Raw genomic sequence first — 24,598 nt, 5'->3', positions numbered from 1 at the left:
CCGGCGCGTGCGAGGATGAGGTCATGCGTGACCTGAATGCGCCGGTCCCGGAGCTCGCAGACGCCTCAACCGAGTTGCGTGCCGCGATCGATCGGTGTGGCTACTACCCAGACGTCGTATCGGACTCACTCGCCGTGGCGGTTGCCGGTGAACCCATCCGGGCTTTCGTGCTGCAGCACGAGCCGACGTTCGACCGCGACGAGGTCCGGCGCCACATCACCATCCTGGCGCTGACCCCGACCCGGCTGATCGTGGGCCACACTGACGAGCACGCGGCCGACGACCTGATCCGCGCGCCGTATGCGTCCACCTCGACCGAGGCCATCCCCTTGCAGCGGGTGAACGCGGTCGTGGTCAACCGCGTCGTGCCGAACCCGGCCGGTTACTCGTCGAACGGCTCCGACCCGGCCGCCGCGACCGGTGAAGTGGTGCTGACGATCGGCTGGGGCATGGTGAATCGCGTCGACCTCGAGCCCGCCGTCTGCGCCGACCCGAACTGCGAAGCCGATCACGGTTTCACCGGCTCCGTCGCGGCCGACGACATCTCGCTGCGGATCAGCGCGGCCGTCGATGGCGCCGACGGCATCCAGCAGGTCCTCGACTTCTCCACCGCGCTCTCCGCGGCCACCGCTGCGCGCTGACCTATGGACACGGTCAGACCCGAGTACGGCGGCGCCTCCCTCGCGGACGTGCTGCCGTCCGTCGCGGGCGCCCTCAAGGTCCCAGGCGATACCAACACCCTCGACCTCCCCGAGAACCCGCGGTACGCCGTACTGCTGCTCGACGGCCTCGGCTGGAACCTCCTGCACGCCAACGCGGACGCCGCGCCGTACCTCGCGTCGTTGCTGCCGACTGGTCGGCGTCTTACGGCGGGTGTGCCGTCGACGACTGCGGTCAGTCTCAGCAGTCTCGGTACGGGGCTGCCGCCGGGAGCGCACGGCATCGTTGGGTACAGCTCGATCGTTCCTGAGACGGGTGGGCTGCTGAACGCGTTGTCTTGGGATTCGCCGGTGGATCCGCGCCGGTGGCAGCCGCATCCGACCGTGTTCGAGCGGGTTGCGGCGGCTGGGGTGATGACTCGGAACGTTAGTAAGGCGCGGTTCGAGAAGTCCGGGTTGACCGCGGCGGCGTTCCGGGGGAGTGCGCATCGGGGGTCGGACAGCATTGAGGATCGGCTGGACGCGACTCGGTTTGCGATTCGTGAAGGGTCGTCGGCGCTGGTCTACGTGTACGACTCGCAACTGGACTACATCGGGCACAACTTCGGGTCGGAATCCCTCGAATGGCGGACCGAGTTGCTGGCGGCGGACCAGTTTGCCCAGCGTGTGCGCTCGTCTCTGCCGCGAGATGCCATTCTGCTGGTCGTCGCGGATCACGGCATGATCGACGTTTCGCCGGAAGACCGGGTCGATATCGACGCCGAGCCCGATCTCACCAGTGGTCTGACTTTGGTGGCCGGCGAGTCGCGATTCCGTCATCTCTACTGTGTCCCGGGCGCTGTGGACGATGTGCGGGCGACGTACCAATCCCGCGTCGGCGACCGAGCGCTGGTCCTCACTCGCGATCAAGCCATCGCCGAAGGCTGGTTCGGCCCAGTCGAGCCGCGCGTAGCACCCCGCATCGGCGACATCGTGGTAGCCGCCCTCGGCCCCCTCTCCCTCGTCGCCGGCCGCCGCTTCCCCCAAGAAGCGGCCCTCCTAGGCCTCCACGGCTCCCTAACCGAAGCCGAAATGGCCATCCCCCTCCTAATAGACCCGGGCTACTAACCCCACCCCACATCCGCCCCCGCCCACTCCACCTCGCGCTGCCCGACCACCTCCGCACCCCGGCGCCCCCACCTCGCGCTAACGGACCACCTACCTCTTCTGCGTTGATTCGTCTGCATCCGCTCGCCCCTTTGCACGGCGGGTCAGCTGTACGGCAACGCAGGCGGGCGGATTCGGACGAATCAACGCTAATCGCCTACCAGGTATCAACTATTTGGCCGGGTTTTGGGGGGACGGGTGCAACCAACACCACCCGCACAAAGGTCGTTCTGTGAGGTCCGCGAAGTCTGGTCCGCGCGAAACGCTGGTCCGCGGAAAAGCGTGGGCTGTTAGAAGCCCCAGACGGTCCAGCGGATTACTTTGACGCCGGTGCGGCCGGAGGCGTCTTTGGCTGAGACGAGGACGGCGTATTCGCCGGGACGGGCGCTGGTTACTCCGCTGATGAGGCCTTCCGGGGTGAGGCTGAGGCCGGTAGGTAGGTTGATGGCTTTGTAGGTGACCTTGCTGATCGCCTTCAGCTGCACCGGGATCACCGGCAACCCCGTGAACCCGAGCTGCGTTGCCGGCCCGGTGATCGACAGGCGTCCACCGCCCGACGTAGGCGGATCCACGCTCTCCGCACCGACGGCCTCGGCGGCGTCGACCATGCCCTCGCCGTAGTACGAGTTGTTCTCCGGCGTACCCGTGCATTCGCCACCCGACGACGCCGGGCAGGTGAGGTCGTTGGCCTGGCTGGCGAGTTTTGCCCGGACTTGGGCGGGCGTGAGTTTGGGGTCGGCGCTGCGTACGAGGGCGGCGACGCCTGCGACATGCGGTGCGGCCATCGACGTACCGGAGTTGGCCGCGTACCGGCCGCCGGGAACGGTCGAGTAGACGCCTTCACCCGGCGCGGCGACGTGGATCTTGCCCGTGCCGTAGTTCGAGAAGGCGGCCTTGGTGCCGAGCATGCCGACCGCGCTGACCGAGACCACGCCTGGGATCTCCGCCGGCAGATCGAGGCAGTCGTTCGTGATGGACCGTGCCGCCGGAGTCGAGTCGTTCGGGCTGGTGCTGTCGGAAGTCTTGTTCGCCAGGTCGGTGTCCTCGTTGCCCGCGGCGGCGACGTTCACCACGCCCTTGCGGTCGGCGTAGTCGGTCGAGCGCTTGACCGCCTCGAGGATCGCGGCCTGGTCCTGGTTGTCCGGGCAGAGGAACATCCACGGGTCGACGTAATAGCTGTTGTTCGTGACGGAAACACCCTTGTCCGCGGCGAACATGAACGCGCAGACCGTGTTCTCCGGGAAGAACAGCGACGTGCCGGGCTCCGCCACCCGGATCGAGGAGACCTTCACCCCGGGCGCCACGCCGACCATGCCCTTGCCGTCCTTGGCGGCGGCGATCGTGCCCGCCACGTGCGTGCCGTGCTCCTGCACCGGCCGCCAGGCGCCGGGCCGGGTGTCCGCCTTGCCATAAGCGCAGGACGCCGAGCGTGAAGCGTCGAAGTTGGCCTTCAGGTCCGCGTGCTGGTCGTCGACACCGGTGTCGAGTACGGCGACGGTGATCGAGGGCTTGCCCGGGTTGACCGCCCAGGCCTTGTCCGCGCCGATCTGCGTCATATCGGGGCGCGGCACCTCGGGCGAGCTGACCGGGACCTGCGCCGGCGCGGCCGGGATGGCGGGGTTCGCGGCGGCGGCCGGGATATCCGACGTACGGGTGGCGCCGACCTTCTGCACACCTTGAGCGGCACGCACCTTGGTGGCGAAGTCCGGCGCGGTGGAATGCGCGACGATCACCCCGATGGCGTCGTACGCCGCGTAGACCGTGCCGCCGCCCGCCTTGACCGCGTTGCCCGCGGCAGCGGTCGCGCCGGGGGCGGTGATCACGAAGTACGCCCGGAGGCCGGCGCTGATCTGCTGGCCGGAGGCGCCAGTGGCGCTCGCGGTCGGGATCGGCGCCGCGAGGGCGGTGACGGTGACTAGTGCGGCGGCAGCGATCGCCGCGAGTGGTTTGCGCAGCGGCGCAAACATGGGGCCTCCTGGATACCTCGCGAATTCCGGTGCCCTAGTAGACCTCGCCGAGGGGCCATAGAGCCAGCGTCGCACGGGGTGTTGCGGCCGCTGTTCACCGCGGCGGCGGACCCCCGTTCGCAGTGACGAAAGTGGCAGGGCAAGATGGGCGCCCGTGGCGGACCTCATCTACTTCACCGGGACCATGGACTGTGGCAAGTCCACCCTCGCGCTGCAGATGGATCACAACCACAAAGTGCGGGGCCGGCAGGGCCGGATCTTCACCAGCCACGACCGCGCGGGCGAGGCGAAGCTGTCGTCCCGGCTCGGGCTGACGGCCGAGGCGATAGAGGTCCGGACCGATCTCGACTTCTGGCAGTACGCCGTCGACGAGCTGACCCACGGCGGCCGAATCGACTATGTCGTGTGCGACGAGGCGCAGTTCTACGAGCCGGAGCAGATCGAGCAGTTGGCCCGGCTGGTGGACGAGCTGCAGATCGACGTCTTCTGCTTCGGCATCCTGACCGACTTCCGCGCCAGGATGTTCCCGGGTTCGGCGCGGCTGGTCGAACTGGCCGACCGGCTGGAGGTGCTCCAGGTCGAGGCGCTGTGCTGGTGCGGTCAACGCGCCACCCACAACGCCCGGACCGTGCACGGCGAGATGGTGACCGAGGGCGAGCAGCTCGTCGTCGGTGACCTCGAGAACGACGACGACCCGGTCGGCATCACGGCGTACGAGGTGTTGTGCCGCCGTCACCATCGCCGACGCCTGACCGCGGCAAGAGCCCGCGCCACGCTGTCCCCCGAGGTACTCCCGTTCGGAGGTAACGCATGACCACCCCCTTGATCTCCGCCGCCGACCTGCTCGCGTCGTCGGCCGACGTGGTTCTGATCGACACGACGTGGAACCTGGTCGGGCCGCCCGGGCGCGAGGCGTACGACGCTGGGCACCTTCCCGGCGCGCACTTCGTGGACCTGGAAACCGAACTGGCCGCGCCGCCGGGCAAGGGCGGACGTCATCCGTTGCCCGAGGCAACCATCGTCGAGGCTGCGCTGCGTCGTGCGGGCGCGTCCAACGATTCAGCCATCGTGGTGTACGACGCGGCCAACTCGATGGCGGCGGCGCGTGCGTGGTGGGTCTTCCGCTACTTCGGCGCGACGAATGTGCGGGTACTCGATGGGGGACTGGCCGATTGGAAGGCGGCGGGTGGTGCCGTCGTGACCGAGGTGCCGGCCGCCGGCTCTGGCTCGTTTGTCGCGCACGCTGGCGGGATGCCGGTGCTCGACGCAGACGCGGCCGCCGAGCGGGCGACCAACGGCGTACTGCTTGATGCCCGTGCCCCCGAGCGTTTCGCGGGTGAGGTCGAGCCGATCGATCCTGTGGCCGGCCACATTCCCGGCGCGGTCAACGCCCCGGCCACGGCGAACGTCGTACCCGAGGGCCTGTTCCTGGCGCCCGAGGAACTCCGCTCCCGCTTCAAGTCCCTCGGCGCCGACGGCTCAACCCCGGTAGGCGTCTACTGCGGCTCCGGCGTAACCGCCGCCCACGAAGCCCTCGCCCTCGAGATCGCCGGCGTCGAGTCCGACCTCTACGTAGGCTCCTGGTCCGAGTGGATCACCGATTCGTCTCGCCCAATCGCCACGGGCCGCTAGCGGTACCCCATTTGTCGTTCATTCGTCGGAATCCGCCCTCAACCCGCCGCTGACTTCTACCTGTCCGCTGTGCTGTGAGGGCGGATTCCGACGAATGAACGACAAATGTGAGCGGCGGCCAGCCTCGTTATGGTGCTGGTTGTTGGGGGCCTCTGTAGGGGAGGGTTTGGGTGTAGACGATGTTGGTGGTGGTGCTGCCGAAGGCGGCCAGTTCGTCGATGACCTTTTCGAGGTGGGCCATTGAGGTCGCCGCGACCTTCAAGGTGTAGCAGTCGTCGCCAGTGGTGCGTAGGCACTCGAGGATCTCGAAGCGCTCGCCCAGTAGCTTGTGCAACGGGCCGTGCGCGCTGCCCGGATACTTCAGCCGCACCACAGCCAGTACGGCGTACCCGGTGCGCGTGAGGTCGACCTCGGCGCGGTAGCCCGTGATCACGCCGACCGACTCCAGCCGCCGCAGCCGTTCAGTCGTCGCGGAGGCGCTGAGGTTGACCCGGCGGCCGAGCTCGGTGAGCGCGATCCGCCCATCCCGCTGCACCTCGCTGAGGATGGCCCAGTCGGTCGAATCGAGAATCTCGGTCATGGCCCGAATCTACCGATATATCCACGGTCTACCACCCCTCATACAAGGAGAAGTCTCTTCAATACGAGGCATCACCCCCGATAGCCTGAATCCCATGCAACTCGGCGTGAACGTCCCCAACTTCGGCCCCGGTACGAACCCGGCGCGCCTGCAAGAGTGGGCCCAGACGGTCGAAGACCTCGGCTACGACGTACTCATGCTCTCGGACCACCTCGCGATCACCCCCGACGTGGCCGCGCAGTACCCGGCGCCGTTCTACGAACCATTCACCACGCTCGCCTGGCTGGCCGGAAGCACGTACAGGATCAAGCTCGGCACTTCCGTCCTCGTGATCCCGTATCGCCATCCGCTGCAGATCGCCCGGATGGCGGCCAACCTGAACGACCTCAGCGAAGGCCGGTTCATCCTCGGCGCGGGCGTCGGCTGGGCTCGCCAGGAGTACGACGTACTGGGTGTGCCGTTCGACCAACGCGGGCGCCTCACCAACGACCATCTGCGGGCCATCCGCGAAGCGTGGCAAGACGCCGCCGACTACCGCGCCGGCGATATCCCGATCTGGATCGGCGGAAGTAGTGCCGCCGCGATGCGCCGCGCCGTACACCTCGGCGACGCTTGGCATCCGCTGCGCTTCCGCACCAACTGGTTGCCCGACGCACTCAAATCCATGAAAGCCCTTGCAGCTAAGGCAAACAAGCCCATCCCTGCGCTAGCGCCACGGATCATCCTCGACCTGAAGAACGAGCCAGCAGACGACTCGAGACTGGTAGGCGAGGGTACGATCGACCAGGTCATCGGCGATCTGAACGCACTCCGAGACCTAGGTGCCGAGGTCGTCATCCTGGATCCGTTCAGCGGTGATCCGAGCGAGACGTTACGGCCCGAGATCGCGTGGCAGGCCCTCGCGACCGTAGCCGCCGAATACCGACGAGCCGAAGACCGACGAGAGGCGATGGACCATGCGGGATGAGTTGTTGCGGCGGGCAATCGGTTTGGCGCAGAAGGCGCGCGACCTGGGGGAGATGCCGTTCGGTTCGTTGCTCGCGGCATCGAACGGCGACGTGCTGATCGAGGAGTGGAACACCGTCCTCAGCGGCAACGACATCAGCGCCCATCCCGAGTTCAAACTCGCGCTCTGGGCGTCACGAAATCTCGACAGCGCGACGGCCAAGACCACCACGATGTACACCAGTTGCCAGCCGTGCGGCATGTGCACCGGCGCGATCGAGCGATCCGGCCTAGGCAAGGTCGTGTACGCCTTGGCCACCGAGCAACTCAACTCGCTCAAACCCAGCGGCTCGACCCTCACCGGCTTCGAGCTGGACGGCCCCGCGCTGTTCGACGAGGCACGCGTCCCGATCGACGGCTACTACAGCTAGAAGGTAAAGCGGAGCAGCGAGCCCATATTGGCGAGATACGGAACGCGTTTCGCCAGCCACATCTGCGCGCGGGTGGCGGGGGAGACGCGGGCCGTCACCTCTGGCGTGATGAAGTCGAGTACGCCGATGCGCTCGGCCAACTTCAGGCCGAGTGGTTCCAGCTCGCTCGGGTCGTCGATACCCCAGGTGAGCGTGGCGCCGGCCCGTCGCACGATCGAGTTGAGCTTCTGCGCCTTGAGGCCGGAGCGGCTGTAGAAGTCGAAGGCCATCTCGCCCTCGGGTAGGTACCGCACCAACGCGGAAAGCAACGCCGGAGCACCGACCGGGTCGAGGTACATCGTGAGGCCTTCGCCCATCACCAGCGTCGGCCGATCCGCCGGGAGATGGTCCACCCAGTTGAGGTCGAGCACCGAGCTGCCGACCAGCTCGTACGACGCACGCGCGGGGTAGAGGCGTTTGCGCAGGTCGATCGTGGCCGGGTAGTCGACGTCGAACCACAGCACCGACTCGGGCGGGTCGATCCGGTAGACCCGGCTGTCCAGGCCGCAGCCGAGGTGGACGACCATGCCGTTCGGGTGGAGCTCGATGAAATCGCGGGTCCAGTCGTCGAAAACCTTTGCCCGCAAGGCGATCGAGAGCGCGTGATCCGGGCCCATCCGGAACTTGGCGAAGTCGTAGTCGATCCGCGCGACGGCCTCCTGGGCGGTCGGATCGCCCAGTATCGGCTCGGCCGAACGGGCATCGAGCGCCCGCCCGTAAAGGGTCGCCAACATCGTGGACTGCTCTTCGGTGAACTGAACTCTCTCCACCCTCATCACCCTAGTGCGACGACCCAAGCCAAGGCCGGGGCGACCCGCCGCGTACGCACACGCTGAGTGACGAAAACGGGCCTCTCGTGGGCTGTTGATAAAGTAACACCAATGGTTTAACTTACTCGAAATTGAGCCCGCAGTGGTTCACAGCCACTCCCTGACCGCCTGCTGGCGGTGGCTCTCGGATACCTGAGGAGTTCCGATGACGAGAAGTTCGGCCAGGTCGTTCGCGGCCTTCACGACGACCGCCGCCCTGCTCACCCTGACCGCCTGCGCAGACGACAGCGGTCCGGCCGCCGGGGGATCGATCGATCAGAACGCGCCGGTGACGATCACCATCGGGGACCGGCCGACCCCGGACAAACCGGCCGACGTGGCGGCGTTCGACCGCAACGTCAAGGCGTTCATGGAGAAGCACCAGAACATCACGGTGAAGTCGACCGAGACGAAATGGGATGCACAGACCTTCCAGGCTCAGGTGGCCGGTGGATCCCTTCCGACAGTGATGAATATCAGCTTCACCGAACCGCAGAACATGATCCCCAACAAGCAGCTCCCGGACATCACCGAGGAGCTCAAGCTGGTGGATCTGACCAAGGACCTCAACCCCGAAACGCTGAAGATCGTCCAGGACGGCGAGGGCCGGATCTACGGGGTGCCGATCGACGTGTTCTCGGTCGGCCTGGCGTACAACCGGGCGCTGTTCACCCAGGCCGGGCTCGACCCGGACAAGCCGCCGACGACCTGGGACGAGGTCCGTGCGTACGCGAAGCAGATCAAGGAGAAGACCGGTAAGGCCGGCTATGCCCAGCTGACCAAGGACAACACCGGCGGCTGGATGCTCACCACGATGACGTACAGCATGGGTGGCACCGTCCAGAGCACCGATGGCAAGAAGAGCACCTTCAACGACGCGCCGACCAAGAAGGCGCTGCAGCTGCTGAAGGACATGCGCTGGACCGACGACACGATGGGCACGAACTTCCTCTACAACCAGGAGGAGATCCGCCAGGACTTCGCCGCGGGCAAGATCGGCATGGTCCTGCAGGCGCCGGACGCGTACGACATGACGGTCAAGAACTTCGGCATGAAGCCGACGGACTACGGCCACGGCGCGCTGCCGCAGGACGGTGGCCCGCACGGCACGCTCAGCGGTGGCTCGATCAAGATGATCAACCCGAAGGCCACGAAGAACGAGATCGTCGCCGCGCTGAAGTGGATCAAGTCGCAGGAGTTCGACAAGTACACCAGCGAGGCGCTCGCGGTCGAGAACGCCAAGAACTCCATCGCGGACAAGGGTTTTGTCGGCCGCCCGGGCATCTCGCCGCTGAGCCAGGAGACGTACGACCAGTACAACAAGTGGCGCGAGCCGTACGCCAACGTGCCGGTCAAGCAGTTCCAGGGTTACATCGACTCGACCAAGTCGCTCAAGCTGCTGCCCGAGCCGTCGAACAAGGCGCAAGAGGTGTACGCCCTGCTTGACCCGGTCGTGCAGCAGGTGCTGACCAAGCAGGACGCAGACATCGACAAACTACTCACCGACGCCGCAACCAAGATCGACGCACGCCTTGGTAGGTAGTCCTATGGCCAACTTCGCGGGCCGCCCGTCCGCCTGGTATCGGTCCGGCGGGCTCAGCGCCGTCGTCTTCGTCCTGCCGTTGCTGCTGGTCTTCCTCTACTTCTCGTGGGGGCCGATCGTTCGCGGCCTGGTGCTCAGTTTCCAGAAGAACAACCTGGTCACCACGCCCGAGTGGGTCGGCATGGCCAACTTCAGCTACGTACTGACCGATCCGCAGTTGCCTCAAGCAGCGATGAACACGTTGTACTTCGCCCTGCTGGCGTTGATCTTCGGCTTCCCGGTGCCGTTGTTCCTCGCGGTCTTCATCAGCGAGTTGCGCAGCACCGGTTGGCTCTACAACGTCTTCTCGTACCTACCGGCCGTCGTGCCGCCAGTGGCCGCGATCCTGTTGTGGAAGTTCTTCTACGATCCGAGTAGCGCGGGCGTTTTCAACACCATCTTGGGTTGGATCGGCATCGACCCATTGCCCTGGCTCAACTCGTCCACCTTGGCGATGCCCGCCATCGTGCTCGAGGCGACCTGGGCCGGCGCGGGTGCCACGTCGATCATCTATCTGGCCGCGCTCACCGGCGTACGGACGGAGTTGTACGAGGCCGCCGAGCTGGATGGTGCGGGCATCTGGTCGCGCGTCTGGCACGTCACGCTGCCGCAGATCCGCGGAATCATCCTGATCATGATGCTGCTGCAGCTGATCGGCACGTTCCAGGTGTTCACCGAGCCGTTCCTGTTCACCGGTGGCGGTCCCGACAACGCGACCACGACGATCCTGCTGCTGATCTACCGCTATGCCTTCATCAACGGCGACTTCGGCGCGGCCACCGCGTTGAGTGTGCTGCTGGCGATCGTGCTGTGCGTGCTGTCGGTGGTCTATCACCTGCTCACCCGGAGGTGGAGTACCACATGACCAGCATCTCCGTACCGCAGCAGGTCGCCGAGCCAGTGGAGACCACAGCGCCTTTAAGTAAGCGCAAGGCCCGGGAAGTCGAGGCGCAGGAACGCGGCATCATCTCGTTCGCGGACCGGCGGCGGCCGTTGGTGCGATTCGGCCTGCCGTTCATCCAGGTGCTGCTCTTCATCGGCGTGGTGGTTGCCGGCGTCGGGCCGCTGGTCTGGCTGCTCAAGTCGGGCCTTTCCACCAGCCAGGACATCCTGCAAGGCCCGATGAAGCTCTGGCCGAGCGGAATCCAGTGGGCCAACATCCCGAACGCCTGGAACCAGGTCCAGATCGGGTCGTACCTGGGCAATACCGCGATCATCGCGGTCGGATCGTTGCTCTCCACCCTCTTCGTCTGTACGACGGGCGCCTTCGTGCTGAGCGTGCTGCGCCCGAAGTGGGGGCCGCTCGTCACGGGCGCGGTGCTGGCCACGCTGTTCCTGCCCGGCGTCATCTCGCTGGTGCCGCTGTATCTCACGATCCTGAAGATGCCGCTGATCGGCGTGAACCTGCAGAACACGTTCTGGGCCGTCTGGCTGCCGCAGGCCGCTGGCGCGTTCAACATCCTGGTGATGAAGCGGTACTTCGACGCGATCCCGCGCGAGCTGATCGAGGCGGCGCGGATCGATGGCGCGAGCAACGTCCGGCTCTTCACGTCGTTGGTGTTGCCGTTGTCGAAGCCGATCCTCGGCGTGGTCGCGTTGCTGACCGTGATTGGATCGTGGAAGGACTACCTCTGGCCGTTGCTCGTATTGCCCGATCCGAAGAAGCAGCCGATTTCGGTTGCCTTGCCGCGGGTATCTGAGACGACGGAGATCTCGTTGCAGCTCAGCGCCCTGTTCCTGGCAGTGCTGGTGCCGGTCGTGCTGTTCCTGATCTTCCAGAAGCAGTTCCTTCGTGGTGTCGGGATGTCGGGAGGCATAAAGGAATGAGCAGTCTCACTGGCAAGCGCGTCTTGGTGACGGGCGCGACGGGCCGGATTGGCTCGATGCTGGTTCCGCACCTGAACGAGCTGGGTGCCGTCGTCACCACGTTGTCGGCCAACGCCGATCCGACGCTGAAGGCCGACCGCGTGCTCGTCGGCGATACGCGGTCCGAGACAGACGTCGCGGACGCGTTGGAAGGCGTCGAGTTCGTCGTACACCTTGCGGCGATCGCACACCGCGACGCCGGCACGCCGTACGACGTGTACAGCACCAACGTGGTGTCGACGTTCAACGTGCTGGCGCAGGCCGGGGCGGCGGGGATTCGGCGGGCGGTGGTTGCCTCGAGCATCAACGCGTACGGCGTACCGATGAACCATCACGACGTCTATCCGGCGTACTTCCCGTTGGACGAGCGCATCCCGGTTGACGTCGACGACTGGTATTCGCTGTCCAAGCTGAATGACGAGAACACCGCGCGAATGGCCTGGCGGCATTGGGGGATCGACGTGGTGTCGCTGCGATTCCCGCATGTGCATTCGCCCGAGGCGCTGACGCGGCAGTCCGAGTGGTACCGGGAAGACCCTGTGCAGGGGATGCGGGAAGGGTGGGCGTACCTGGACACCCGGGATGCGGCGCGGGTGATCGAGCTCGGGCTCACTGTTCCTTTGACTGGCGCGCACGTGGTGTTGGTGGCGGCGCCGACCACCAACGCGCCGTACCGGACTGAGGATTTGCTGCGGGCCTTTGCGCGAGGAGTTCCGCGTTTGAGGGGCTTTGTGGGGCGCGAGGTGCCGATGGATCTGACGGTGGCTCGCACGCTGCTCGGATTCCAAGCCGTGTACGAGCTTGATCTAGGAGATGGGGAAGTCCTCGATGGCTGAAACACCTGCGACGTTTTCGCAGCCCTGGCCGGTTCGGTCTGACGTACGGATCCGGAAGGTCGAGGCGATCGTCACCGCGCCGGATGGAATACCGCTGGTCGTGGTGCGGATCGAGACTACGGAGCCGGGGTTGTACGGGCTCGGGTGTGCGACGTTCACGCAGCGGTGGCGGGCGGTGAAGACGTTCGTCGACGACCATCTGGCGCGGTTGCTCGTCGGCCGGTATCCGGGCGATATCGGCGACCTGGTCCGGCTGGCCGCGTTTTCGGGCTATTGGCGTGGCGGGCCCGTGACGAACAACGCGATCTCCGGGATCGACATGGCCTTGTGGGATATCGCCGGCAAGCGCGCGGGGATGCCGGTCTACGAATTGCTCGGTGGCAAGATCCGGGCGGCGGCCGATACGTACATCCACGCCGGCGGCATCTCGATCGAGGACACGCTCGACCAGGCGAAGGCGTTCGTCGCGCGAGGTTGGCGGCACGTGCGGCTGCAGGTGTCGACGCCGGGTGGTGGCGGGTACGGCGCGCCTCGGCTGTCGACGGAATACCCGGATGCGCCGTACCGGAATGGCTGGAGTGCGCGGGACTATTTGCGTACGACGCCCGCGTTGTTCGCTGCGGCCAGGCAGTCGTTGCCGGATAACGTCGAGTTGTTGCATGACGTCCATTCGCGGCTGACGCCCAAAGAGGCGGTGTTGCTCGCGCGATCGCTGGAGCCGTATCGCCTGTTCTTCCTCGAGGACGTGCTCGCGCCGGAGCATTGGGATCGCCTGCCCGAAGTCCGTGCGGCGTCGCCGGTGCCGATCGCGGTGGGGGAGTTGACCACGTCGATGACGGATGCGGTTCGCCTGGTTCGCGATGGCGGGGTGGACTTCATCCGGAGTCACATCTCGGGGATAGGCGGGTTGTCGCCGGCGCGCAGGCTGGCCGATCTCGCCGAGCTGTGCGGCGTCCGTACGGCGTGGCATGCGCCGGGTGATACCTCGCCGATCGGCGCTGCCGCGAACGTGGCGCTCGACGTGACGTCGACGGCGTTCGGGATCCAGGAGGGGCACGTGTACGGCGAGGCGGTGCACGAGGTCTTCCCCGGCACGCTGCGCATCGTGGACGGTTGGCTGACGCCTAGCGATAAGCCAGGGTGGGGGATCTCGGTGGACCTGGAAGCGGCTGCCGCGTATCCGGCCGAGTTGTCCGGGCATGACGCCTGGGCCGCAGGAGTACGACGTCCCGACGGAGCTCTGGAGGCGCCGTGAAGTTCGCAGTGTTCACCGCGTCGACGCCTTCCTGGACTCCGGAGGAGGCGGCGACGATCCTCGCGGAGCAGGGCTGGCACGGGATCGAGTGGCGCATCACGGATCAGGCCGAGGGCACTAGTTTTTGGGCTGGGAACAAGGCGACGTGGCCGTTGACCGGGTTGGAGGATCAGCTCGACCGAATTCGCGAGGTGACCGAGAAGGCCGGGCTCAAGTTCTCCTCGATCGGCGGATACGTGCCGCCTACGAACCGGGTGGACGCCGACCGCATGCTCGCCGCCACGGCCGCGCTCGGCGCTGGGCGCGTGCGCATCGCCGGGTTGAAGGTCGAGCCCGGTACGTCGTACAGCGAGAGTTTTGCGAAGAACCGCGAGGACTGGAAGTGGGTGGAGGAACGCGCGCGCCACCACGGCGTACGGGCGTTGGTCGAGTTGCACCACGGCACGCTCACCCCGAGCGCCTCGGCCGCCCGGCGACTGCTCGAAGGGCTCGACCCTTTACATGTCGGCGTGATTCACGATATCGGCAACATGGTGATCGAGGGCTGGGAAGAACCAGAGCACAGTCTTGACCTTCTCGGTGAATATCTCGCACATGTGCATGTAAAGAACTGCGCGTTTCATGTCGCCGGCGTCGAAGCGGATGGCACGCTGCGTTGGGAACCGAAATGGGTACCGCTGCGGGAAGGTCGTGCGGATCTGCCTGCGCTATTCCGGGCACTGCGCGCGGTCGGTTATGACGGATGGGTCACCGTGGAGGATTTCTCCGACGTCTTGCCATTGGCGGAAAGAACCGCCGGAAATCTCGACTACCTCACCTCGATCGCCCGCGCCGCGGGGTACGATCCGCACTAATTATCAGACAAGGAGGTGGGGCGGTGGTCACGCCCAACGGGGACGCTTCCGTTCTCGACGAGCTGCGCCGCTCCGGCGCGAACCAGTACGACCTGGGCACGTTCAACGAGGCCGTCATCATCGAGACGATCCGGCTGGCCGGCATCATCAGCCGGACCGAGATCTCGAACCGCACCGGTCTGACCCAGCAGTCGGTCTCGCGCATTCTCCGGATCCTGTTGCAGCAGGGGCTGCTGGTCGAGGAGGCGCAGGAGCGCGCCGAGCGGCTCGGTAAGCCCCGCACACCGGTCCGGCTCCGGTCGAACGCGGCCCACGCCGTCGGCATCCACATCGATCCCGAGGTGCTGACCGTCGCGGTCGTCGATCTGGACGGCCAGATCGTGAGCCGCGAAACCGTCGCCCTGGCAGCGGATCTGGATGCCGCCACGCTGGTCGACCTGGCCGCGACCACGGTCACATCGGTCATCGGCGCGAGCCGGGTCCCCACCGACACGCTGCTCGGCGTGGGTGTCGCCGTGCCCGGACCGATCAACGCCGACGGCACCTTGCTCAACCTGCCGCTGCAACCGGCCTGGCGCGATCTGGAGATCCGCCAGCTGCTGCAGCAACGGCTCAACCACCCGGTCATCGTGGAGAAGGACGGCACCGCCGCCGCCATTGGCGAGCGCTGGATCGGGCGGTCCGCGCGGGCGCGCGACTTCGCGTATCTGTATCTGGGCACGGGTGTTGGCAGTGGGTTGATCCTGAACGGGTCGATCTATCGCGGTGGTACGGCTAATGCGGGCGAGTTCGGGCAATTGTGCGCATTGCGGATGGGCGAGTGGGACGCGACAGGCGGTCCCCGAATGATGGCGGAGTGTAATCCGACCGCCTCGCTGCCGGTCATCGCCGAGGGTTTTGGATATGTGGCCGCCGATGCGGGTATTCAGGACGAGGCCGGTCGGTATAAAGCGGTGTGTAAAGCCGCGGCCGATGGTGATGAAGCAGCGCGGAAAGCGGTTGCGCAAGTCGCGGGAGTGATTGCGCAAGGTGCGGTCGGGCTGGTTGATCTGCTGGATATCGACTTGATCGTTCTTGGTGGACCGGCATTCGAGAAAACGATCGCGGCCGAATTCCTGACGTCAATTGACCGGGCCGTGAATTCGCATCCGATCGCCCGGGCCACCCGGACCGTCGCGGTCGAGGAGTCGATGCTCCAGGCCGACGCCGCGGCGATCGGCGCCGCCTCCACGATCTTCCACGACGCCTTCACCCCCCGCGTTGGCGGCGGCTCCACCCAAGCTCGCCGCCTGCCCAAATAAGAACTTTGCGTGCCGCTGTCACATCTTCGGCGTGGGGTCCGTCAGTGGGGCAAGAACCTACTGATGGAGGAGAAGACGATGAACGCCCGTATGAAGAACCCGGCCATGGTCCTGCCTGACGCGATGAAGGGCATCCAGAACATCTTCAAGGCCATGCACCAAGGGGGAGTGCCGCAGACCACGCTCGAGCTCGTGCATCTGCGCGCTAGTCAGATCAACGGCTGCGGCGCCTGCGTGAGCGGCGGTATCGCGACCGCCAAGAAGGCGGGTGATACCGACGAGCGGTTGCACCAGGTGGCGGCCTGGCGCGAGTCGAGCCTGTTCACTGACGCCGAGCGGGCCGCGCTGGCACTCGCGGAAGCGGCCACCCGGCTGGCCGATCGACCCGGCGCGGTGACCGACCAGATCTGGGACGACGCCGCCGACCACTTCGACGAGCAGGGCCTGTCCGCCATCATCCTGATGATCGCGACCGCCAACTTCTTCAACCGCATCAACACCACCATCAAAGAACCCGCCGGCGCCTGGGGCTGATCCGCCGCCACCTATGCATTCATTCGTCGGAATCCGCCCTCCAACCAGCGCGGTCCAGCACAGGTCAGTGGCCGGGAGAGGGCGGATTCCGACGAATGAATGCAACCTGGTCGTCGTACTTGCCGGCGAGCATTTCGGCGAAGGCGACCGGGCGTTGCAAGGTTGCGGCGAGGTAGACGGCGCGGACGGTCGCCAGGGCGTCGATGGCGTGCTGGACGGTTACGCCCGGCGCTCGCCAGTTCTCGATGGCCTGGAAGATGTCGGCGTACTGAGTGACATGTCCGTCCGGCTCGTCGAGGGCCGGTACGGCGCCGTTCGCGAAGGTAATTGTCGCGGTGGCTGGTTCATCAACGCACCACCGCCGTCGAGGGCCCAGGTGCCACGCCAGGCGGCCGAATCGTAGTACTCGTCGCTGCGCCACCAGGCCACGGTCGCGACAGCCGACGTGACTTTGCCGAAGCCGCCTTCGGCAATGGTCTTCGCCACCAGCGCACTGCCCGGATCGAACCGGAATGCTCCACAGGTGAACTCCCTTAATTCGTAGTGAAGTTGGCGGTCACGACGAGGTCAGTGCTGCCGACCGTGAACGTGTAGTCGGCCGACGTCGACACCACAGTGCCATCGACCGTCCAGTCGCGGAACGCGTATCCGGCCGAGGCCTTCGCGGACGCGGTGACGGTCACGCCCGGCTCGTACCGCCCAGGCGCGGATTCGTTGCCCTGGAGAACGACTGTGCCACCAGCTTCCGCTTTAGCGCTGATCGCCCGCTCAACGATGTTGATCGCCATTACGTTGCGCAGCTTCACCGGCCCGGTGCTGGTCGAACCGTTGTAGCGGGCAACGTTCGTGACATCGACGTCTCCACCCGCGACCGCGATGGTGAAGCCATCCGAACCGAGGTTGTCCGTGCCGATGTTGAACACGTCCACCTCGCCCGACGTGACCTTGAGACCATCGTGGAAGCCGTACCCGAAGATGTTGAAGATCTTCAGGTTGGTCGCACCATCAACCGTGACGAGCTTCGCCTGCTTGCGCATGTACTTGTCGATCACCAGCGCGAAGATGTCCCCTTCGGTCATCCAATGCGGCACCTGGTAACCGACTCGGGTGACGGCGTTCCCGTTGGACAGCATGCCCTCGATCCGGCCGTTCTTGCTGTTGCCCACGGCAATCGTGTTGTCGAAGAACGCGCCCGCGAGCTTCCGTACGACGAACCCGTCATTGCGGTACGTCGCGAAGTCCAGACCGTTCCACGCATTCGGCAGACCCACGTTGACGACGTACGTCGACGTGCCGTTGGCGCGAACGGTGTACGGGTAAGGGACGAGCCCTTCCGCCTTACCGGGGTTGTTCTCGGGGTAGAACGCCCGTAGCCCGCGTACGCCCGCACGGTTGCCGTCGAGCGTGATGAGCGCTGGAGCCGTCGCAGGCGCGTTCCGACCCTCAAACGCGTGGAGGACCGTACCGCCGCTAGTGCCCGACTGATCCCGGTTCGGAACCGCTGACGCACCTCTAAGCTCTACGCCCGCCGGAACCCGTAGACGCGTGCTAATCCGGTACCAACCCGCAGGCAGATAGACAATGCCACCTCCTTCACGAGCAGCCTTGTCGAGCACCTTCTGGATTGCACCGGTCGCGTCAGCGCTCGGGAGATACCCGACGCCGTGCGGAGCCGCCGAGGCGCTGTAGAGCACCCGACGCGCTGGACTCGGCAACGGACCCGGCGTGTACGTCGGAGCCGCGCCCGCCATCCGGTAGACCGTGCCGGAGGTCTCACCCTCTACGTCCGTACCAGTGATCTTCACGTATCCACGCGAGTCGTTCTGGATCTTGCCCTCGAGCCGCCCGCCCGCCAACGTCATACCCCAGCGCTCGTCCATCTCGTCGACCAGGAGCGCTGTCGTCGTACGGCGGATCTCGGGCTGGAGGAAGCTCCCAGTGAAGCTCGCGCGCTGCCCGGCCACCACGCGGATGCCGACCTTGTAATCGCTCGCGCTGATCCGGTGGAACTGGTCCCACTCCAAGTCGCCGAGTACGAAGCCGGTGCCGTTGGCTCGAGTCCACGTGTCGATGGCAGCCCGTGTCGGCGCACCTGGCACTGCGGCCCAGTAGGCGTTGCTGAAGGTCACGTTCTCCCAGGTGCCGACGTCAGCACCGTTGTAGGCGCGCGTCCCTTCGAACAGGACCGTGCCCTTCACGTTGCGGATGGTCGTCGACTCGTGCACCTGGCTCGAGCCCGGCGAGCCGCCGCGGTCATTGGCGAACGTGCTGATGCCGATTCCCTTGTACGAGTTGAGCATCGTGACGTCGGAGACCGTCGACATCATGTAGTTCTCGTTGCCGATCCACGCGTTCCCGGGGACCTCGAACGTGTAGCCGTACGGGACCGGGCTGGTCGCGTTCTGCCGCGGGTAGTACGTCGTCAGCCCCATCACGCCGGCACTGCCGCCGATCCGGAACAGGGGCGCGTCGCCGCCGGTCGGGAGATCGGCGACCACCAGGGTGCCGTAGTTGCCGTGGGCAACATCCGGATCGCGTCGATCGCCGCGCAGCGTGCAGAACGCGTGCACCTCGAGCGTATCGGTCACGCGGTACTTGCCGACTGGCAGCCAGACCGTGCCACCACCCGCGTCCTGGCAGTCGTACAACGCGCGCTGAATCGCCTTCGTCGCGTCCGCCCGCCCGGTGCGGTCCACGCCGTACTTGGTGATGTCGAAGTCCGCGATCACCCCGTCCTCGGTCGGGTTGACCGTCTGGACGAGCTTGGACTGCGGTGTCGGTACCGGCACGTTGCGGACCTGGAGCTCCTTCACCGCGAAGGTGCTTCCGCCCGGTGCGTAGTTGTCGAGCATCACCCGGACGTACCGGGCCGTGGTGGTCGCGAAGCGCGTGCGGCTGGTCTGGTTGCCGCCCGGCGAGCCGATCCGCCCGGCAGGGGTGAAGCTCGCGCCATCCGTCGACAGCGCGACCGCGTAGTCCGGGGAGTACGCCCCGGCCCAGTTGACCCGTACGTCGTTGATGGCGCGCGTCGTACCGAGATCGACCTGCAGCCACTCACCGGTCGTGCCGGCGTCGCTCGTCCAGACTGTCGCCGGGTTGCCGTCGATCACCTGAGCTGGGCCGCCGCCTGAGCTGGCGGACGCCGTACCCGATGGAGCGATATTCGTGTCGACCGCCGAGGCACGGAAGGCGGCGAGCTTTCCGTCGAGCTCGTACAGCGCGGCCTTGACTTCGGTGTCGGTCACACCCGGCTTCGCGGCGACGGCGCGGGCTTTGTCGATGGCCTGTCGGAGAGTGGCGCGGCTGCCGACGGGGAACTGGCCGTCGCGCGTGCCTTCGCGTGCAGCCTTCTCGACGCGGGCGGCTTCGGTGATGAGGTTCTGCAGGCCCTCGGTCAGGTTGAGCGTGGTCGCGACCTTGGCGATCCGTACGGCGGCCACCTTCAGGTCGACCGTGCCGTCGCCGACGTGGATCCGCAGGTCGGACCCATTCGACCGGTTCGTCATCACCGCGTCGTCGAGCGCGAACGTGTGCGTCTTCCAGGTCTTCGTATCGCCGTACTGGAACACCGCCGACGGCTTGAACTTGTCGATCAGCTCGTCGCCGGGGGAGTCGTAGTGCAACCCGAGGCGGCCGTTGCCCTCGTCGAAGTAGTCGATGCTGATCAGGACGAGGTTCCTGTTGTCGTACAGGAACGTGTCCGAGACGTTGAGGTAGAAGAAGCCCGTGCCCGGCGGTGGCGCGGCGAGGTTGGTCTGCCAAAAGGTCCGGCCTTGTTCGGCGCCGGTGATCAGGCCCTCGCCACGGTCGCCCGCGCGGACGCTGACGCCGTCCTGTTGCGGGTTGGCGCCGAGCTGGACACTCGCGCCGACGGTGCTGATCCGGAGCGCGGCGATCGTGATGTCGGCATCACCGGTCAGCCGCAGGTCGGCACCACCGAGGCGATCGGCGAACTCGATGTCCGCGAGGTCGAAGGTGCCGGTCTTCCAGCCGCCTTCGTTGGTCAGCGGGATGGCGGTGGCGTTCGCGGCCGGATCGGCCTCGGCGTCGTACTGGAGCTTGAGTACGCCTGAGCCGGCATCGAGGTACGTCACCGTCACCACGACGTCGTTCGTACTCAGCGCCTCGACGTAGTCCCGATCCACGTCGAACGACAGGAACTCCGTGTTGGCGGCGCGGTTGGTCCGCCAGTACGTCTTGCCCTGCTCGGTGCCGGTTTGCAGGCCGGCCGGATCCTCGCCGGCGGCTGGTTTCACGCCAAGAGTGGTCGGGGTCGGACCGAGGTCGACGCCGACACCGCTGGGGTACAAGTTCGGGGCCGCGTTCGCCGGCGCGGGGAGCGCGACGAGCAGCAAAGTGGTGGGCAGCAGTCCCGCTAGCAGACGGCGCACGGTCATCGACAAACCTCCAGGGGGCGGCCCGAGCGGCGGCTGACAACCGGTTCAGCTGACCCGGCCGTCACAGTGCCGGTTAAGTTAAACCATGCGTGTTACTAATTCAAGACCTCGTCAACCCGGTGCTCTTCTTTGCGTTCATTCGTCGGAATCCGCCCTCTCTGCTCAGTGGACCGGCACCTGCACGCGGCGGAAGAGGGCGGATTCCGACGAATGAACGCAAAGAAGGGGAAGGCGGCCGCCGAGCACGCAGGTCAGGCGACGCTGACCAGGGCGCGGGCGGGGGTGGTGCGGGCGGCCGCGGAACGCGTGAGGTTTTCCAAGAGGGTGAAGAAGTGGGTGGCGGCGTCGGGGAGGCGGAGGAGGCCGGCCTCGTGGTGTTGCCAGCCGAAGGTGAGTTCGCCGTCGATGACGCGTTCGGCCAGCGGTACGGCGTGGGCGCCGACGACCAGGCGGCTTGGGCCGACTTGCGGGTGGTGATCGGCGCAACCGCACTCGGGCGCGATCACCACGTTCGCGAGCGCGTGCTCGGCGAAGAGGCGCAGGCGCAGCGTCGTACCGCGGGCGGTGAAGTGCGCGATGGTGCGATCGGGGAGCCGGACCAGCAGCTCGACCGGTACGGCGGACGAGCCGGGCAGCAGTTCGAGACCGCGCGAGGCGAGCAGGTCAGCGAAAGACGAGAGTTTCATCGTGGCGAATCCGGATTCCTGTGATCTGTGTTGTTGGCGTCGGGCTTGGAGCAAGGCCTCGCACGCCGGTGACGGCGTACGTCAGCGACAACAACAGAGACAACAGGTAATTCGCATAGTGCGATCGATGATGGCAGAACCTTGGCTCACTGCCAACCCGATCCACAATCTGAGACGACGCGACTACTCCTCGGTCAGCAGGAGGCGTGGCAGGGTCTCGGCCCACCAGCTCTGGACCTGGTCCGGGGACCAGGATCGTTCGCCGGTGAGCGTGGTGAAGACGTCGATCGTGCACAGTGCCGCATAGACGTCGAGCGCCTGGTCGACCTCCATGCGGAGGGTTCCGGCCGGCCAGGAGGTGAAGACCTGGCGGTGGGCCTCGTCGGCTCGGCGGCGGCCGTCGACGTACGTGCTCGCGAGATCGGGTTCAGTTCGGCCGGCGTCGCGGACCAGGCCGATCACGTCACCGGCGCGTTCGTAGAGGCGGCGGTCGTACGCGGCCATGGCGGCGAGTTGGCCGCGTGGATCCGCCGACGCCAGCTCGTCGAGCAGCCGGGGGAGATCCGCGGAGAGGTCGGCCGCGTCGGCCAGCGCGAGCGCCAGCCCGGTCTTGTTGCCGTACGTCGCGTAGACGGTCGGGACTGACACGCCGGCCTCCCGCGCGACATCTCGCACGGTCGTGGCTGACCAGCCGCGGTCAAGGAACAGTTGCCGCGCTGCTCGAGCTATCTCGGCTCGCGTCTCTTGTGCCTGCGCGGTCCGCCGCAACGACTCGTACCGCCGCCGCTCGCCGCCGTCGGACTCGCCTGGCTCCTCGCTCATACGACCCTCTCGCCGAATTCACTTTACGGGTGTAATAATCAATATATGACAAGTCAATTCAATCGCGTGGGCGGCTTCGGCGCCATCGGCTTCGCCACCACGATCGTGCTAGCCAACCTGATCACAATCCCCGCCGGACATCCGACATCCGGCGCCGAACTCGACGAGGTCACCGCGTTCTTCGCCGATCACGGTGGTCTGGTCGGGTTGTCCTCGGCGCTCACTCCGATCGCCTGGTTCTGCGTGGTGTTGTTCGCCGCAGGCGCGTTCGCGACTCTCTGGCCGCAGGAACGCGAGCGGAACGAGGCGTGGTCTGTAGTCGGCGTCGCAGGCCTCTTGCTCCAGACCGCGGTGTTCGTCGGCGTCATCTCGACGCGCGTCGCGTTGGTGCAGCAGCCGGAGCAGGCGGCGGCGCTCTGGCCGCTGGAGGACGCGCTGCTCACCATCAACGGCACGTTCCTTGCCCTCGCGTTGACGGGCTTGTCCATTGCCGGTCTTCGCTGCGGGCTGATCCGCCCGTGGCAGCGCACGCTTGGGTTCACGGCTGCCGCGCTGACCTTGCTCTCCGCCGTACTGACGCCATTGGTGGTCGCCCGCGGCGGAGTGTTCGGGCTGATCGGCCTGGCCGGCTGGCTGCTCTGGGTCGTCTGGCTCTTCAGCTACGGAACCGCCCTGATCAAGCGCGGAACTCCTGATCGTGCAGAGGTCTAGTCGGCCTTTTTGCCGAACATGATCTCGTCCCAGCTCGGCACGCTCGCCCGCTTCGAACCCCGGCGGGCGGGCTTCTTCTTCGGCTCAGGCGCCGGCGTCTCCTGTGCTACCTCGCCCTTGGCGTCAGGCTCATCAGCCTTCGGCGCCTGGGGAGCCGGGGCCGTAGGCGCTGAAGGTCTAGTCGGGATTTCCGGTGCGGCCGGTTCGAATGGCAGCGCGTCGAGCGGCTCCGGTCGCTCGACCCGGTTGCCGCGCTCCGGCGCTGCCTGCGGGAACGACTCCGAACGAGCAGTCTCACGAGCCTGTACGTCGGCGGTCTCGGCGTTGCGCGCAGGCGCCAGCCGGGCCACGTTCGTCTCAGCCGCGGGAGCAGCGGGCGTCGCAGGTGCCGCGGGAGCCGGGGCTTCGACGGGAGCAGCGGGAGCCTCGGCCGCGGGTGCCTCCGGCCGACGCTCGGCCGGCGGGTTGACCGGGACCTCGACCGGTGGTTCCGGCGAACGCTCGACCGTGCGAACCGTGCCCCGGATCGGCGACGGCGGATCGACCGGCCCGACGTTGATCAGAGTCGGCTCCTCATCCGGCGAGCCTTCAGCCGTCGACGGCACCGACTGGAACCGCCGCGGCCCACGCTGGTCGCGCGACTCGTCGCGGTTCGCGGGGTTGGCGGGGCGCTCCCGGGTGATGCTGATGGCGTCCTCGAACCCAGCCTCGAAACCAGCTTCGTAGCTGTCGGCCATGTGGTCCGGCGCGATGTCGATGGTGTTGACCACCGCGGTCAGCCGTCGCTCGGGCTGCTGGGGTGCGATGACCTGGGTCTGCTCGCCGACCAGCCAGCGCGCTTCCTCGTCATCGGGCACGGCATAACGCCCAGGAGCGTCGTACGCGAACATGGCGACGTGCTCGATGTCCTCCGCCTGGTAGGACACGCGCACCGCCCAGCGGCCGTCATCGCGGCGCCAGGCATCCCAGTCGGCGCTGGCCGGGTCGACGGCACGGCCGCGGAGGCGCTCGGTCACCCAGGCGCCCAGGTTGCGGGTCGGGCCCTCGCCACCGCGGCGGCGAACGGAGGCACGCTGAGCGAGGTTGGCGACGTGGTCGCGCTCGGCCAAGACGGGGCCGGCAAAAGCCATCACCCGTTCCATCGGCATCTGGGCGACCGCCGCGACCGCTTCGGGGCTCTCCCCGGCGCGAATCCGCGCCTGGATGTCCCTGGGGCGGAGGGCGCTCTCCATTTGAATCTCCAGCTGGCCGAGTCGGGCACGGTCGCCGCGCAGGGCAGCACGCAACCGGTCGTCGACCGGTACGGCGAACTCCTCACCCGTCTCGGCCGCGGCCAGGATGAGCTGCTTGCCATCCGGACTCAGGCCAACGAGTTTCGCCTCGCGCATTGCCTTCTGTTCTCCTGTGCGGTTCTAGACAGTCTCTCCCGGGATGCTTGCCTGACCAAGACCGGCGCGCCGTGCCGGACGGTCATTGTGGAGGTTACGTCACGGCAGCACATCGCGCCTGCTCAGCAGGGTCCTTCGTGTCACAACAGTCACACCTG

23 protein-coding genes are annotated in these 24,598 nt (G+C 66.6%); 15 read left to right on the top strand and 8 right to left on the bottom strand.

Annotated features, from left to right (window positions below; genetic code table 11):
* Positions 1 to 23 precede the first annotated feature (23 nt).
* Both OG394_RS08085 and OG394_RS08080 read left to right on the top strand, forming a co-directional pair.
* Positions 24 to 641, top strand: a complete 618-nt coding sequence (locus tag OG394_RS08085; RefSeq protein WP_328994386.1) for a DUF5998 family protein — start codon at positions 24 to 26, stop codon at positions 639 to 641.
* Positions 642 to 644: 3 nt separating this feature from the next.
* Complete coding sequence (locus tag OG394_RS08080) at positions 645 to 1,766, top strand: alkaline phosphatase family protein (RefSeq protein ID WP_328994385.1); 1,122 nt, start codon at positions 645 to 647, stop codon at positions 1,764 to 1,766.
* Between the two features lie 329 nt (positions 1,767 to 2,095).
* Here the strand turns inward: OG394_RS08080 and OG394_RS08075 are convergent, their stop codons facing one another.
* On the bottom strand, positions 2,096 to 3,772 hold the full coding sequence (locus OG394_RS08075; protein ID WP_328994384.1) for a S8 family peptidase: 1,677 nt from the start codon (positions 3,770 to 3,772) through the stop codon (positions 2,096 to 2,098).
* A 154-nt stretch (positions 3,773 to 3,926) separates the two neighbouring features.
* Between OG394_RS08075 and OG394_RS08070 the strand changes: the two genes are divergently transcribed.
* On the top strand, positions 3,927 to 4,586 hold the full coding sequence (locus OG394_RS08070) for a thymidine kinase (protein ID WP_328994383.1): 660 nt from the start codon (positions 3,927 to 3,929) through the stop codon (positions 4,584 to 4,586).
* Positions 4,583 to 5,404 (top strand): sulfurtransferase, encoded by an 822-nt coding sequence (locus OG394_RS08065; protein ID WP_328994382.1) that lies wholly within the window; start codon positions 4,583 to 4,585, stop codon positions 5,402 to 5,404. Before OG394_RS08070 ends, OG394_RS08065 begins: the two co-directional genes overlap by 4 nt.
* 127 nt (positions 5,405 to 5,531) lie before the next feature.
* On the opposite strand, the gene OG394_RS08060 is transcribed toward OG394_RS08065, so the two are convergent.
* A complete protein-coding gene (locus OG394_RS08060) occupies positions 5,532 to 5,984 on the bottom strand; it encodes an Lrp/AsnC family transcriptional regulator (protein ID WP_328994379.1) in 453 nt (150 codons plus the stop codon).
* A gap of 94 nt (positions 5,985 to 6,078) precedes the next feature.
* On the opposite strand from OG394_RS08060, the gene OG394_RS08055 reads away from it, so the two are divergent.
* Positions 6,079 to 6,951, top strand: a complete 873-nt coding sequence (locus OG394_RS08055; protein ID WP_328994378.1) for a TIGR03619 family F420-dependent LLM class oxidoreductase — start codon at positions 6,079 to 6,081, stop codon at positions 6,949 to 6,951.
* The gene (locus tag OG394_RS08050) at positions 6,941 to 7,360 is read left to right on the top strand and encodes a nucleoside deaminase (RefSeq protein WP_328994377.1); all 420 of its coding nucleotides are present in this window, start codon (positions 6,941 to 6,943) and stop codon (positions 7,358 to 7,360) included. Before OG394_RS08055 ends, OG394_RS08050 begins: the two co-directional genes overlap by 11 nt.
* Here the strand turns inward: OG394_RS08050 and OG394_RS08045 are convergent.
* Complete coding sequence (locus tag OG394_RS08045) at positions 7,357 to 8,169, bottom strand: class I SAM-dependent methyltransferase (protein WP_328994376.1); 813 nt, start codon at positions 8,167 to 8,169, stop codon at positions 7,357 to 7,359. The two genes, OG394_RS08050 and OG394_RS08045, sit on opposite strands and share 4 nt — an antisense overlap.
* A gap of 205 nt (positions 8,170 to 8,374) precedes the next feature.
* Here OG394_RS08045 and OG394_RS08040 point away from each other — a divergent pair, with 205 nt between their 5' ends.
* From OG394_RS08040 to OG394_RS08005, 8 genes are all read left to right on the top strand, one after another.
* Positions 8,375 to 9,751, top strand: coding sequence for an ABC transporter substrate-binding protein (locus tag OG394_RS08040; RefSeq protein ID WP_328994375.1), 1,377 nt, complete (start codon positions 8,375 to 8,377; stop codon positions 9,749 to 9,751).
* Between the two features lie 4 nt (positions 9,752 to 9,755).
* Entirely contained in the window at positions 9,756 to 10,655 is a 900-nt protein-coding gene (locus tag OG394_RS08035; RefSeq protein WP_328994374.1) for a carbohydrate ABC transporter permease, read from the top strand.
* A complete protein-coding gene (locus OG394_RS08030; RefSeq protein ID WP_328994373.1) occupies positions 10,652 to 11,617 on the top strand; it encodes a carbohydrate ABC transporter permease in 966 nt (321 codons plus the stop codon). The genes OG394_RS08035 and OG394_RS08030 overlap by 4 nt, the downstream gene beginning before the upstream one ends.
* A complete protein-coding gene (locus OG394_RS08025; protein ID WP_328994372.1) occupies positions 11,614 to 12,492 on the top strand; it encodes an NAD-dependent epimerase/dehydratase family protein in 879 nt (292 codons plus the stop codon). The genes OG394_RS08030 and OG394_RS08025 overlap by 4 nt, the downstream gene beginning before the upstream one ends.
* A complete protein-coding gene (locus OG394_RS08020) occupies positions 12,485 to 13,747 on the top strand; it encodes an enolase C-terminal domain-like protein (protein ID WP_328994371.1) in 1,263 nt (420 codons plus the stop codon). Before OG394_RS08025 ends, OG394_RS08020 begins: the two co-directional genes overlap by 8 nt.
* A complete protein-coding gene (locus OG394_RS08015) occupies positions 13,744 to 14,601 on the top strand; it encodes a sugar phosphate isomerase/epimerase family protein (RefSeq protein ID WP_328994370.1) in 858 nt (285 codons plus the stop codon). The genes OG394_RS08020 and OG394_RS08015 overlap by 4 nt, the downstream gene beginning before the upstream one ends.
* Before the next feature lie 23 nt (positions 14,602 to 14,624).
* Positions 14,625 to 15,902, top strand: a complete 1,278-nt coding sequence (locus tag OG394_RS08010; protein ID WP_328994369.1) for an ROK family transcriptional regulator — start codon at positions 14,625 to 14,627, stop codon at positions 15,900 to 15,902.
* A gap of 78 nt (positions 15,903 to 15,980) precedes the next feature.
* The gene (locus OG394_RS08005) at positions 15,981 to 16,436 is read left to right on the top strand and encodes a carboxymuconolactone decarboxylase family protein (protein ID WP_328994368.1); all 456 of its coding nucleotides are present in this window, start codon (positions 15,981 to 15,983) and stop codon (positions 16,434 to 16,436) included.
* Positions 16,437 to 16,655: 219 nt separating this feature from the next.
* Here OG394_RS08005 and OG394_RS40035 read toward each other — a convergent pair whose 3' ends face one another.
* The 4 genes from OG394_RS40035 to OG394_RS07985 form a co-directional block, all read right to left on the bottom strand.
* Positions 16,656 to 16,865, bottom strand: coding sequence for a hypothetical protein (locus OG394_RS40035; protein ID WP_442914300.1), 210 nt, complete (start codon positions 16,863 to 16,865; stop codon positions 16,656 to 16,658).
* A gap of 104 nt (positions 16,866 to 16,969) precedes the next feature.
* Complete coding sequence (locus OG394_RS07995) at positions 16,970 to 20,833, bottom strand: discoidin domain-containing protein (RefSeq protein ID WP_328994366.1); 3,864 nt, start codon at positions 20,831 to 20,833, stop codon at positions 16,970 to 16,972.
* A gap of 251 nt (positions 20,834 to 21,084) precedes the next feature.
* A complete protein-coding gene (locus OG394_RS07990; RefSeq protein ID WP_328994365.1) occupies positions 21,085 to 21,519 on the bottom strand; it encodes a hypothetical protein in 435 nt (144 codons plus the stop codon).
* A gap of 183 nt (positions 21,520 to 21,702) precedes the next feature.
* Positions 21,703 to 22,341 (bottom strand): TetR/AcrR family transcriptional regulator, encoded by a 639-nt coding sequence (locus OG394_RS07985; protein ID WP_328994364.1) that lies wholly within the window; start codon positions 22,339 to 22,341, stop codon positions 21,703 to 21,705.
* Positions 22,342 to 22,386: 45 nt separating this feature from the next.
* On the opposite strand from OG394_RS07985, the gene OG394_RS07980 reads away from it, so the two are divergent.
* Positions 22,387 to 23,052: a hypothetical protein gene (locus tag OG394_RS07980; RefSeq protein ID WP_328994362.1), complete on the top strand. Its 666-nt coding sequence runs from the start codon at positions 22,387 to 22,389 to the stop codon at positions 23,050 to 23,052.
* Here OG394_RS07980 and sepH read toward each other — a convergent pair.
* Positions 23,049 to 24,440 carry a septation protein SepH gene (sepH, locus tag OG394_RS07975; protein WP_328994361.1) on the bottom strand — a complete coding sequence of 464 codons (1,392 nt, stop codon included), beginning with the start codon at positions 24,438 to 24,440 and terminating at the stop codon, positions 23,049 to 23,051. The genes OG394_RS07980 and sepH overlap by 4 nt on opposite strands.
* Between the last annotated feature and the right edge of the window lie 158 nt (positions 24,441 to 24,598).

The sequence above is a fragment of the Kribbella sp. NBC_01245 genome, assembly GCF_036226525.1.
Lineage (GTDB): Bacteria > Actinomycetota > Actinomycetes > Propionibacteriales > Kribbellaceae > Kribbella.
The sequence above is the reverse complement of the archived record's forward strand: the minus strand, read 5'-3'. Positions and strand labels throughout refer to the sequence as shown.